The sequence below is a fragment of the Tenacibaculum profundicola genome (assembly GCF_057220795.1).
Genome location: NZ_CM170137.1, coordinates 3,690,598 through 3,703,856, shown reverse-complemented (window position 1 = coordinate 3,703,856; position 13,259 = coordinate 3,690,598). Strand labels below are relative to the sequence as shown.

General features: G+C 33.2%; 10 protein-coding genes. 4 read left to right on the top strand and 6 right to left on the bottom strand.

Annotated elements, in window-relative coordinates:
- The first annotated feature begins 121 nt into the window (after positions 1 to 121).
- Together AC2TDS_RS15145 and folK are read left to right on the top strand one after the other, a co-directional pair.
- Positions 122 to 2,347: a polyribonucleotide nucleotidyltransferase gene (locus tag AC2TDS_RS15145; protein WP_484736419.1), complete on the top strand. Its 2,226-nt coding sequence runs from the start codon at positions 122 to 124 to the stop codon at positions 2,345 to 2,347.
- A 235-nt stretch (positions 2,348 to 2,582) separates the two neighbouring features.
- A complete protein-coding gene (gene folK, locus AC2TDS_RS15140) occupies positions 2,583 to 3,710 on the top strand; it encodes a 2-amino-4-hydroxy-6-hydroxymethyldihydropteridine diphosphokinase (RefSeq protein ID WP_484736418.1) in 1,128 nt (375 codons plus the stop codon).
- Between the two features lie 148 nt (positions 3,711 to 3,858).
- On the opposite strand, the gene gldC is transcribed toward folK, so the two are convergent.
- Positions 3,859 to 4,197 (bottom strand): gliding motility protein GldC, encoded by a 339-nt coding sequence (gene gldC, locus AC2TDS_RS15135; protein ID WP_484736417.1) that lies wholly within the window; start codon positions 4,195 to 4,197, stop codon positions 3,859 to 3,861.
- Entirely contained in the window at positions 4,197 to 5,156 is a 960-nt protein-coding gene (gene gldB, locus AC2TDS_RS15130; protein ID WP_484736416.1) for a gliding motility lipoprotein GldB, read from the bottom strand. The genes gldC and gldB overlap by 1 nt, the downstream gene beginning before the upstream one ends.
- 211 nt (positions 5,157 to 5,367) lie before the next feature.
- Here gldB and nadE point away from each other — a divergent pair, with 211 nt between their 5' ends.
- Positions 5,368 to 6,156, top strand: a complete 789-nt coding sequence (gene nadE, locus AC2TDS_RS15125; protein ID WP_484736415.1) for an NAD(+) synthase — start codon at positions 5,368 to 5,370, stop codon at positions 6,154 to 6,156.
- Positions 6,157 to 6,383: 227 nt separating this feature from the next.
- On the opposite strand, the gene dnaG is transcribed toward nadE, so the two are convergent.
- Positions 6,384 to 8,387: a DNA primase gene (gene dnaG, locus AC2TDS_RS15120; RefSeq protein ID WP_484736414.1), complete on the bottom strand. Its 2,004-nt coding sequence runs from the start codon at positions 8,385 to 8,387 to the stop codon at positions 6,384 to 6,386.
- 125 nt (positions 8,388 to 8,512) lie between these two features.
- Between dnaG and AC2TDS_RS15115 the strand changes: the two genes are divergently transcribed.
- Positions 8,513 to 9,442 carry a leucine-rich repeat domain-containing protein gene (locus tag AC2TDS_RS15115; RefSeq protein ID WP_484736413.1) on the top strand — a complete coding sequence of 310 codons (930 nt, stop codon included), beginning with the start codon at positions 8,513 to 8,515 and terminating at the stop codon, positions 9,440 to 9,442.
- A gap of 318 nt (positions 9,443 to 9,760) precedes the next feature.
- Here AC2TDS_RS15115 and clpX read toward each other — a convergent pair whose 3' ends face one another.
- From clpX to tig, 3 genes are all read right to left on the bottom strand, one after another.
- Positions 9,761 to 10,999, bottom strand: a complete 1,239-nt coding sequence (clpX, locus tag AC2TDS_RS15110; protein ID WP_484736412.1) for an ATP-dependent Clp protease ATP-binding subunit ClpX — start codon at positions 10,997 to 10,999, stop codon at positions 9,761 to 9,763.
- A gap of 43 nt (positions 11,000 to 11,042) precedes the next feature.
- Complete coding sequence (gene clpP, locus AC2TDS_RS15105; RefSeq protein ID WP_484736411.1) at positions 11,043 to 11,702, bottom strand: ATP-dependent Clp endopeptidase proteolytic subunit ClpP; 660 nt, start codon at positions 11,700 to 11,702, stop codon at positions 11,043 to 11,045.
- Between the two features lie 119 nt (positions 11,703 to 11,821).
- Positions 11,822 to 13,153, bottom strand: a complete 1,332-nt coding sequence (gene tig / locus AC2TDS_RS15100; protein WP_484736410.1) for a trigger factor — start codon at positions 13,151 to 13,153, stop codon at positions 11,822 to 11,824.
- Positions 13,154 to 13,259: the final 106 nt, after the last annotated feature.

Here is a 13,259-nt window from a genome sequence, read left to right as displayed (position 1 = left end):
ACTACTTTTAACTACGTCTTAATTCAATAAGATATAAAAAGTATTTATTATACTTCCATTGAAACAACAAACACAACACAACAACACAAAAACGAATTAAAGAATTTTAGAAAAACATTTTATGATTCCAAAAGTATTTAACCAAGTAATAGAACTTGGAGATGGGAGAACCATTACATTAGAAACCGGAAAATTAGCAAAACAAGCAGACGGTTCCGTTGTTGTTAGAATGGGAGACACTATGTTGCTTGCTACAGTTGTATCAGCAAGAAGTGCAAGTCCTGGTATTGATTTTTTACCGTTAACAGTAGATTATAGAGAAAAATTTGCTGCCTCTGGTCGTTATCCAGGAGGGTTTATGAAACGAGAAGCAAGACCTAGCAATGATGAAATTTTAACAATGCGTTTAGTTGACCGTGTTCTACGTCCGCTATTCCCAAAAGATTATCATGCAGAAACCCAAATAATGATTCAATTAATGTCTCATGATGAGAATGTAATGCCTGATGCGTTAGCTGGTTTAGCTGCTTCAACAGCCTTACAATTATCAGACATTCCTTTTGAAACAGCCATTTCAGAAGTGCGTGTTGCGAGAATTAATGGCAGTTTTGTCATTAACCCAAGCTATGCACAATTAAAAGAAGCCGACATTGACATGATGATTGGAGCTTCTGCTGATTCGGTTGCTATGGTAGAAGGAGAAATGGACGAGGTTTCTGAAGAAGAAATGGCTGAAGCTATTAAATTTGCTCACGAAGCTATTAAAGTACAATGTGCTGCTCAGGTTGCCTTAGCAGAAGCTGTTGGTAAAAAAGAAGTACGTGACTATGACGGTGAAAGAGAAGATGAAGAAGTCGCTGTAAAAATACACGATGCTGCTTACCAGAAGTGTTACGATATTGCTAAACAAGGAACTTCAAAACAAGAAAGAGGCTTAGCTTTCTCTGAGGTAAAAGATGAAGTTATCGCTATGTTTAGTGAAGAAGAATTAGAAGAGTATGATGATCTAATAGGTAAATATTTTGCTAAAGCGCATAAAGCAGCCGTTAGAGATTTAGTTTTAAGTGAAGGATTACGTTTAGATGGACGTACTACTACTGATATCAGACCTATTTGGTGTGAGGTAGATTATTTACCAAGAACACATGGTTCATCAATCTTTACTCGTGGAGAAACACAAGCCTTAGCTACGGTAACTCTAGGAACGTCAAGAGATGCTAATATGATAGATTCTCCTACGGTTCAAGGTGAAGAGCGTTTTTATTTACATTATAACTTCCCTCCATTTTCAACAGGAGAAGCGCGCCCATTAAGAGGTACTTCTCGTCGTGAAATTGGTCATGGAAACTTAGCGCAACGTGCGTTAAAAGGAATGATTCCTGAAGATTGCCCATATACACTACGTGTGGTATCAGAAGTATTAGAATCAAATGGTTCTTCTTCTATGGCTACGGTTTGTTCTGGTACTATGGCGCTAATGGATGCTGGTGTTCAACTGAAAAAACCTGTTTCTGGTATTGCCATGGGATTGATTTCTGATGGAGACCGTTTCGCTGTATTATCTGATATTTTAGGAGATGAAGATCACTTAGGTGATATGGACTTCAAAGTAACGGGTACTGCTGATGGTATCACCGCTTGCCAAATGGATATTAAGATCAAAGGTTTATCATATGAAATATTAGTAAAAGCGTTGAAACAAGCACGTGATGGCCGCTTACATATATTAGAGAAGTTGACAGATACCATTGCAACGCCTAATATGGATGTTAAAACGCATGCACCTAAAATGGTGAATAGAGTAATTCCTAATGATTTAATCGGGGCATTTATTGGACCTGGTGGAAAACATATACAAGAACTTCAAAAAGAAACTGAAACTACTATTGTTATCAATGAAGATCCAGTTACCGAAGAAGGTATTGTTGAAATTTTAGGAACCAACCAAGAAGGTATTGACAAGGTTCTTGCTCGTATCGAATCTATGATGTTTAAACCTGAAAGAGGTTCTGTATACGAAGTTAAGGTTGTTAAATTACTAGATTTCGGTGCTGTTGTAGAGTATATTGAAGCACCTGGTAATGAAGTTTTACTGCATGTAAGTGAATTGGCTTGGGAACGTACCAACAATGTAACTGACGTAGTTAATTTAGGAGATGTTTTAGATATCAAATATTTTGGAATAGATCCAAAAACTCGTAAGGAAAAAGTTTCTAGAAAAGCATTGTTACCGAAACCTGAAGGTTATGTTTCAAAACCAAGAAACAACGATAATAAAGGTAGAGATAATCGCCGTGATAGTCGTCGTGATGATAGAAAACCTAGACAAGAGAAAAAAGAAGCTTAAAAACTTCTTTACCATATAAAAGTGAAAAGGCTACCAATTTGGTAGCCTTTTCTAGTTAAGAGATTTTGTGTGTAATTAAGATCATAATTCCCCAATTATGATCTTGCAAAAACCTTACTCTATTAAGAAATTCGATTATAGAACATTTCAAAAATAAAATACCCTACTTTTAAAATAAAAAAAATGACTTTTATGCTCAAAATGCCGCTGTTTTATTTTTCTTTGCATTCTATAAATGAAAATACAACGAATCACATACCTTTCACTAGGAACGAACCAAGGGAATAAGTTAAAAAACCTTCAAGATGCAATTAATTTAATTGCCTCTAAAGTAGGTTCCGTACTTAAAGTTGCTTCCGTTTATGAAACTTCTTCTTGGGGCTTTAACAGCCATAATTTTTTCAATACTTGTATAAAAGTATCTACCTATTTACCGCCTGAAACTCTTATTAGCTCCTTGCTATCGATTGAGAAGGAATTAGGGAGGGTTAGAAATGAATCAGCAAATTACGTGGATAGAATTATTGATATTGACATTATGCTGTTTGACGATGAAATTATCTTTTCAAAAGATTTAATCGTTCCACACCCAAGGATGTTAGCTCGTAAATTTACTTTAGTTCCCTTGGTAGAAATAGCCAGTGATATCATTCATCCTATTGAAAAAACTAAACTAGCAACTTGCTTAGAAAACTGTGATGATGATTCGACACTCAACGTTATCAACGACTCTTTATCTCGACCGATTCCTATTACTGAAAAGTATAATTATATTGCCATTGAAGGAAATATCGGTGCAGGAAAAACTTCGTTAACAAAAATGATGGAAGATGAGTTTAATGCAAAAATAGTGTTAGAGCGTTTTGCAGATAATCCGTTTTTACCTAAATTCTACCATGATAAAGAACGATATGCTTTTCCGTTAGAAATGAGTTTTCTCGCAGATAGATATCAACAACTTTCCGATGATTTAGCACAATTTGATCTGTTTAAAAACTTCTTAGTTTCTGATTACTACATTTTTAAATCACTCATTTTTGCTCAAATTACCTTGCAAAAAGATGAGTATATCATCTATAGAAAGATGTTCGATTTAATGTATAAAGAGATCACAAAACCTGATTTATATGTTTATTTGTACCAAAACACAGATCGTTTATTGCAAAATATAAAAAAGAGAGGCCGTGATTACGAACAAAATATTGAAGCTGGTTACTTACAACAAATACATGATGGTTATAGTAACTTTATAAAAACACAGCAACAGAATTTAAATGTGCTAATTATAGACATTTCTGATCTTGATTTTGTACATCGTACGGAAGATTATGATCATGTTATGAACTTGATTAAAACGCATTAAAAAAGCTATCATAAATGATAGCTTTTATTTTTTATACCAATTCTTAGATAAAATCATCCAATCATGGTTTGTGCTTATGTTTGTTTTACCTAAAAAATTGACATGATGCAATAGTCGTTATAATAGATATTTCAAAGTTATACATATATTACTTCTTAATTAGTTCTAATTTTTCTGCAAAATAATCACAAAAGTCACGCATTGTTGCACTCATTTTTTCATCATCAGTGGCTCTTTCAAAGGTATTCGCCATTGACACAAGTGTTTGATGAAAAAATTGTTTCATATCATCAACAGGCATATCTTTGGTCCACAAATCCATACGTAACGTATCTTTTTTCTTATGATCCCAAACAGATAGCATTATGGCTTTAGATGCTTCATTTTTGATGCCACCATCTTCAGCATTCCAATAAATTTCTTCTGGAATTCTGTTTTCATCCAACTCAACGGTAAATGTAATTTCCGATTTATGTGCTACACTCATTATCTTCTTGGTTTGTATTTAGATTTCTTGAAAATTGTTTCTTCGTTCGTTTTTATTAAGTCGTGCAAAGATACGTCATTATTTTTCATATATGATCTTACTATTTGCCAACCAACCCACTCTCCTATTCTTCCCGGAGTTAAATTATCTTCTCCTATATAAAATTTAGAAAAAGGAGCTATATCTAAAAATCTTCTGTCTAAACTCTTCTCAGTACTAAACAACAAATTCTTTTCAATGAAATACTTCCATATTGGTTCTTCATTGCTTAGTGCCCAATTGTATTTTTTTTCTGAATATCCAATTTTTTCACGATCCGCAACCGTTGGCAAATAGCAATCTAACAGGTATAATTTCTTACCTCTAACAATCATTTTATCAATAAAAGTTCTAGGCGTACCTACTTGTATTTGTTTGTTTATAATCGCATTTGCCACATCAACCACTATATGTTCCTTTTTGTTGTTTTGCTTAACATAAGCAGGATAATCTCCATAAAACGGATGTGTAGGCCCTAAATACGCATCTAACGAAATAAACAACAAACTATCAGCGTACATTACTCGACTATCATAATCTATATTGGTGAGCATTGTTATTACTCGAGGGCTTTTATAACGACTGTTATAGTGTTTTATGTGTTTAAACAAAGACGTGAGTTCTGATGTCAATTCATCTAAATTTGAGTACACCTTTTGGGTTTCTTCAAACAGCTCTAATTCATCTGGATCTTTCCTTTTCTGTATCCAAATACTATCAGGTTCATTTTTAGGAAATAACAGTGGGTACTGCCCCTTTAAGTGTTCTAAACTTTTAGTTTTAGAATCATAAAAATCAACATCAAATCTATCCAAATTTACATCAACCATGATATCAGATACATCTATCTGCGTTGCTTTTTGATTTTTACATGAAAAAAACAAGGTGACTACTAAAAAAAGGAGTGGAATTTTTTGCATTAACTTTAGTATATTTACATTCAAATTTTACAACGTCGAAATTACTAAAATAGTTTTATCATACCGACTGGAATTTGAAATTACCTTTAATTTCGTTTGACTCATTAAAAAATTTCAAATAACCATCGTATTATACCATAAAAGTACTAACGAAACTTCCACGTTAACATAGTATCAAATAAATAAGTTATACCTAATAAATAGTGACATAATGAATACACCTAAAGTAGCTGAACATATTATAAAATGGTTAAAAGATTACGCTGTTAATGCAAAAGTTAACGGTTTTGTTGTGGGAATTTCAGGGGGGATAGATAGTGCAGTAACCTCTACATTATGTGCTGAAACGGGTTTACCAACTTTATGTGTTGAACTGCCAATACATCAGGCAAAAAGCCAAGTTAACAGAGCTAATGAACATATAAAACAATTGAAGGAACGCTTTGATAATGTAAGTGAAGCTGAAGTAAACTTAACCAGTACTTTTGAGAATTTTAAGCAAGTCGTTCCTGAAACAGAAGTTTCGCCAAAATTAGATTTAGCCTTAGCAAACACACGTGCTCGCCTACGAATGACTACTTTGTATTATTTTGCTGGACTACGCGGTTTGTTGGTTGCTGGAACGGGTAATAAAGTTGAAGATTTTGGAGTAGGCTTTTTTACTAAATACGGTGATGGAGGTGTTGATTTAAGCCCTATTGCTGACTTGGTTAAATCTGAAGTATATATGCTAGCGAAATACTTAAGCGTTCCTGAATCTATACAACAGGCACAACCAACTGACGGTCTGTTCGGAGATAGTCGAACCGACGAAGATCAAATAGGTGCTTCTTATGATGAATTAGAATGGGCTATGGACATGCAACACCAAGGAAAAGTAATTACTGATTTTTCTGGAAGAGCGCTTGAGGTATATAAAATATACACCAGACTTAACGGTATTAATCAGCATAAAATGATAGCGATTCCTGTTTGCGAGATACCAAAAGAGCTAAAGTAAATTAACAGATATCATCTGTTGTTTAATTCTCTTATACGCCCTTTTCTTTTGGCCATTCGAAATTTTGAATGGTAGCAATATGATCAACCTAATTAGCTCAAAAATTTGGAGTAATTTTAACATCACAAATATTTTCTTGTTCTTTTACGTCGAGCAAAATACAAAAAAATAAAAACACTTTATTTTTTCAGTAAGGAGAAAATCACCCTTTTTTGATAGGTAAATAACTAAACCACTCTGTTGAGTTTCTCAAATAATAGCTTTTTTAACTCGGTATAATTACCAATTTCCTCTAAATCAGGTACAATTTGATTGGTTTGCATATCATGCATAATACCTTGTATTTTTTTCTCTATTAAAACACGTCGAAGATTTAAAATAGCATCCGTTACTAATTTGGGTAATATTTTCACCGTTTCGGTTACGAATACCTCTTTTCTCTCCCAGCTACTCAATGTATATTTCTCTTCATCCATTAAAATATTGGTCACTAAATTCGAAATCTCCGTATTTTCATGCATCACCAATTGATCTATGACTATTTTTTCTCTTTGATTTAATTGATTCACTAATTCATAATAGGTAAGACGAAATAATTCATTTGTAAACTCAATTTCATCTTCTTGAAGGTTTAAATACAATTCATTTGACACTGTATTTTGATACTCTTCTTTCTCTAAAATTGGCCGTCCGTGCTTATCAAAAACGTCTACCCAATTTACAAAATTGACGATCTCATTTCCATAGAGTAATAATATTCTTAAAATTTCTTTTTCAAGAATACTTAGCTGATCTATCTTAGGGCTAGTTTTTCCAGTAAGCTTTCCTTTTACCAACTCCATCGATCGTTGCTCTTTACCATGCAAATTATCAGATGAAGAATTCGTAGCCCCGGTATTTTGCCTATTCCTGGCAGTACCCTTATTTATAAGTTGTGCTAATTCACTGAACAGTACCCGTTCTGAGATATCCATAATTCTGGCACATTCTTGAACATATACTTCACGTTGAATTCCGTCAGGTATTTTGGAAATACTAGTTACAATATCACGAATTAATCCTGCTTTCTTTATAGGATCATTCTGAGCATCTTGCATCAACAATGACACTTTAAACTCAATAAAATCTTGTGCTTTTTCTTCTAAGTATTTCTTTAGCTCGGCATTAGAATGTGCTTTGGCAAAGCTATCTGGATCTTCTCCTTCCGGAAAAGAAACCACTTTTACGTTCAATCCTTGTTCAAGTATCAAATCTATACCACGAATAGATGCTCTTATACCTGCTGCATCTCCGTCAAAAAGAACAGTAATATTTTTCGTTAATCTATTGATCAATCGTATTTGATCAGGTGTTAACGCCGTACCAGATGAGGCTACTACATTTTCTATTCCAGATTGATGAAATGATATAACATCGGTATACCCTTCTACTAAAAAGCAATTATCTTGTTTGGCAATTTCCTTTTTAGCATGATAAAGACCGTAAAGAATTTTACTTTTATAATAAATTTCACTCTCTGGAGAGTTTAAATATTTAGCGGCTTTTTTGTCATTGGTTAAAATCCGTCCTCCGAATCCTAAAATCCTCCCAGACATACTGTGAATAGGAAACATGACACGCCCCTTAAAACGATCAAATTTCTTAGCTTCACCAGTTCCTTCTTTTACAATGGTTAACCCAGTGCCTTTCAGATACTTTAAATCGTATCCTTTTGCTAACGCCGCCTTTGTAAAATTATCCCATTCATCTTTACAATATCCTAAATCGAACTTTTCAATAGTATCTTCTCTAAAACCTCTTTCTTTAAAATAAGACAGACCAATAGCTCTTCCTTTTTGTGTATTCATCAATACATCATGAAAGTAATCTTTAGCAAACTTAGAGACCAAAAACATACTTTCTCTTTCGTTTATCTGTTCCTTTTGCTGATCAGTTTGCTCTGTTTCTTCAATTTCAATATTGTATTTTTTCGCTAGCCAGCGCAAGGCTTCTGGATAGGTATAATGTTCGTGTTCCATTAAAAATGAAATCGAATTCCCTCCTTTTCCAGTACTAAAATCTTTCCATATTTGTTTTACAGGTGATACTACAAATGATGGTGTTTTTTCATCTGTAAACGGACTCAATCCTTTAAAATTACTTCCTGCTTTTTTAAGCTGAACAAACTCACCTATTACCTCTTCTACGCGAGCTGCTTCAAAAACTTTGTCTATGGTTTGTTGGGTTATCATATGGTATAAAATACAGTTTGCAAAGATACGAGATTTAATTATCCTTCTATTTTAAAATACCTCTCCTTTGTTTTTAATTGGCTAAGTGCATATAAATATATAAATTTGGGATAAACTCCCCAATTATGAAACTAGCCAATACTCTTTATGTTATTCTACTATTTACAACGAATATTTTTTCTCAAGAAACAATTGCCATCCCTGATATTGGCCTTGAAGAGGCGCTAATTGATTTGAACATTGACTCCAATGGGCTTAATGGAAACATCCTTGTAAGTGATGCTAAATATGTGGTAAACCTTAACATTAACGACCCCTTGAACAACAAACTTTTACCTAATGTCTATTCCAAAATAAAAGACTTAACGGGTATAGAGCATTTCATCAACTTAAAAAGACTCGATTGTTACGGGAATGACATAACCAAAATAGACTTATCTTTAAATCGGAATATCACCTTTTTAAACTGTGCCTACAACAAAATAGAACAATTAGACTTGCGTAATAATGATCATTTAGTCTCTGTAAGCTGTGATAATAATAACATAAAAGAGTTACTTATTGGCAATAAACCTCAACTCAGAGATTTATATTGTAACAACAACAACATAACAGAGCTAACCATAAACAATTGCAATGTTTTAGAGAATTTTGATGCTAGTGAAAACACTATTAAACATATTTATATCAACCAAAAGCTGTACGACAAAAATGGTGAAGGTTGGTACAAAGATGATCATACAATCTACAAACATGGCATGATCAGTACTTCTTCTGAAGTAATTGATTCCCAAGGGAACTTGAGTAAAATTAAGAACAAACAAATCTTACATAAAGAAGACGCAGTTAAAAATTACAACGAAAACTTTAAACGATTGATAGTTGCTGAATACGAAAACATTGTTTTAAATGAAGCCTACCTTCAAACTAAAAAAGAAGAAGTTCAATACAAATATAACTTAAATGATACACTATTGACAAACTGGATTAAAACCTACAGTAAACTTAACACCATCAAAAATAACGATCATAACAAGGGCCTATCGAAAAAATAGTTTAACCCAAAATTATCATGTACCATTTGAATTTACCGTAAATTCAAACAATAACTGGTATTATACGATTTATAGATAAATATTTCGTGTATAGGTATTGAATTATTTTAAGTTAGTTTAAGGCATAAAACTTTAGCATAGCCAAGCTATGGTTAAGTTTTATAACGCAAAAATAGCTACAAAAGAAATAATAGATATGCGAAATATTTATTTGTAAATCGTATTATATACTATTAAGTAACTAGTAGTATTTATATAAAAAAGCCTCATTTAATCAAAAATGAGGCTTTTTTATAATTACTTAATATGTTATTTTCATTATGAAGCTGCTCTAAGTTTAGTCAACGCATTTTTAGTGAGCTTACTTTCCGCATAATCTCTATCCACCTCAAATTCCTTATCATCTCCACTTGGTAGCTCAAACATAGCATCCGTTAAAATCGCTTCACATAAAGAACGTAATCCACGCGCTCCTAACTTGTATTCTACGGCTTTTCCTACAATAAATTGCAAGGCCTCTTCTGTCATTGTAAACTCAACATCATCCATTGCAAACAATTTCACATATTGTTTAATAATAGAATTCTTAGGCTCCGTTAGAATAGCTCTTAATGTTTTGGCATCTAATGGATTCATATAACTTAGCACAGGTAAACGACCAATAATTTCAGGAATCAACCCAAAGTTTTTTAAATCTGAAGGGATGATATATTGTAACAAATTATTTTCGTCAATTTTATCTTCATCAATCGATGCACTGTAGCCTACTGCTTGCATATTCAAACGCCTGCTAATGATTCGATCAATACCTGAAAAAGCTCCTCCTGCGATAAACAGAATATCTTTTGTGTTTACCTCGATAAATTTTTGCTCTGGGTGCTTTCTACCACCTTTAGGAGCTACATTAACTACGGCTCCTTCTAGTAGTTTTAGCAAGGCTTGTTGAACACCTTCTCCTGATACATCTCTGGTAATTGATGGATTGTCTCCTTTACGGGCGATTTTATCTATTTCATCAATAAAAACGATCCCTCTTTCTGCTTTATCAACATCGTAATCAGCTGCCTGTAATAACCTACTTAGAATACTTTCAACATCTTCACCGACATAACCTGCCTGAGTTAATACCGTTGCATCAACTATAGAGAAAGGAACATTTAACATTTTTGCAATGGTACGCGCTACTAAGGTTTTACCTGTTCCTGTTTCTCCTACAAGAATTATGTTTGACTTTTCTATTTCTACTTCATTTTCATCATCTTTCGTTTGCAACAATCTTTTGTAATGATTGTACACTGCTACTGACATTGCCTTTTTAGTTTGATCTTGCCCAATAATATAATCATCTAAAAAACCTTTTATTTCTTTCGGCTTCTTTAATGTTAAATCACTCGATAAACTACTTGTTTTTGCCTCTGCAATTTCCTCCTCTACAATTCCGTAAGCTTGTTCAATACATTTGTCACAAATATGAGCATCTAAACCAGCAATTAATAAATCGGTTTCCGGTTTTTTTCGCCCACAAAATGAACATTGCAAATTTTCTTCTTTCGACATGTTATCCACTTTTAACTAATGATGTAAGTCATCAGTTGTTAATTTATTTTCTACTTAAAATTTCATCAACCATTCCGTAAGCTTTTGCTTCTTCTGCCTTCATCCAATAATCTCTATCAGAATCTTCATGTACCTTGTCGTAAGACTGGCCAGAATGATTTGCAATAATATTATATAATTCTGTTTTGAGCTTCCCTATCTCTTTTACCGTTATTTCCATATCAGAAGCTTGCCCTTGCGCACCTCCTAAAGGTTGGTGAATCATAATACGAGAATGTGGTAATGCCGATCTCTTTCCTTTTTCACCAGCACACATTAACACGGCTCCCATAGAGGCTGCCATACCAGTACATATAGTAGCTACATCAGGTTTTATAAACTGCATTGTATCATAAATTCCTAAGCCGGCATATACACCACCTCCTGGTGAATTTATATATATTGAGATATCTTTACTAGCGTCTACACTCTCTAAAAACAATAATTGCGCTTGAATTATATTCGCCACTTGATCATTGATTCCAGTACCTAAAAATATAATTCTATCCATCATTAAACGTGAAAAAACATCCATTTGCGTGATATTTAATTGACGTTCTTCCATTATGTATGGCGTTAGACTGCTGGTTATTTCCCCAAAATAAGTACTACTTATTCCATGATGTTTCGTTGCGTATTTTTCAAACTCTTTTCCGTAATCCATTGTTTAAGTTATTTCTTAATTATGATGTAAATATAAGAACAATTACATAAATATGATCGATGCCCTTGTAGCAAAAAAAACCTGAACTATAGTTCAGGTTCTTCTTAAAAATATTTTTATTACTTTCCGTCTACTTTGTAAACCTCTTTGATAAAGTCTTCGTACGAAACTTCTTTTACATCAAACTTCATGTTTTCCTTAAAGAAGCCTATCAGTTTTTGCGACATTAATTGATCTTGCAAACGACGAGCTTCCTCTTCGTTAGATAAGATTCTACCGGCAATTTCGTCTAACTCTTTTTCTTCAGGATTCAAATTTCCAAATTGAGCCATTTGAGATTTGATAAAGCCTTTAGCGTATTCCGTTAACTCTTTATAATCTAACTGAATATCGTTATCTTTCATGATTCTTCCCTCAATTAATTGATAACGCAATCCTTTTTCAGATTTTTCGTATTCTGCCGCTGCTTCTTCAGCTGTTAATTCTTTCTCTCCCGCAGTTTGCAACCATTTTTCTAAAAAATCTCTTGGTAAATCAAATTTCGTATTTTCAACCAATGATTCAGTAACTGCATTTAACAATTGTTGATCTGCTTGTTGTTGAAATTGTTTTTCTGCATCTTCTTTGATCTTATCTTTCAATTCAGTTACCGTTGTAACACTACCATCGGTAAATAATTTATCAAACAGTTCTTGATCTAAGGTTGCCTTTTCAGTTTTATTAACTTCTTCAATTGTTAAAGTAACTTTCACCTCTAAATCTTGTGCCTCATCATGCGAAAGACCTAAAAGATTTTGTAGCTTGTGATCGTCTTCAAAAAGTTTTTTTGTATCTAGTTCAACCACATCTCCTACTTTGGCTCCTAGTAACTTCTTTTCGTTTTTCTTTCCTTTCAATTCGTTTAAAGAAAAGGTTGATTTCTTATTGATTTCCTTTTCTTCGTTGCTAAAAGTTCCAGTAATACTGGCATCTTCTTCCGCTTCTTCTAAGGTAATTAATTTCCCATAACGGTTCTGAATATTCTCAAGTTCTTTGTCGATTAACTCATCAGTAGCAACAATATTATATTGCTTTACTTTGTTCGACTTTAAGTCTACATCAAATTCTGGAGCTAATCCTAATTCAAATTCGAAAGATAATTTTTCAGTATCCCAAGAAAAATTTTCACTTACTTTTGGTAATGGATTCCCAAGAATATCTAACTTCTCCTCTACTAAGAACTTATTTAACGACTCTTGTAAAAGCTTATTTACCTCATCAATCATTACTGCTTTACCATATTGCTTTTTCACCATTCCCATTGGTACGTGCCCTTTTCTAAATCCAGGAATATTGGCAGTTTTACGGTAATCATTTAATACTTTTGTTACTTTCTCTTTATAATCATCTGCAACAATATCGACTTTCACAATTGCATTTAATGCATCTACGTTTTCTTTTGTTATGTTCATCTTAAAATCTGTTTCTTTAAAACCGGGGGCAAAATTACTACTTTTCTTATTGAGAACCAAGACTTTTAGGTAGAAGTAGTAATATAGGCCTCTTTTGTTTTATCTT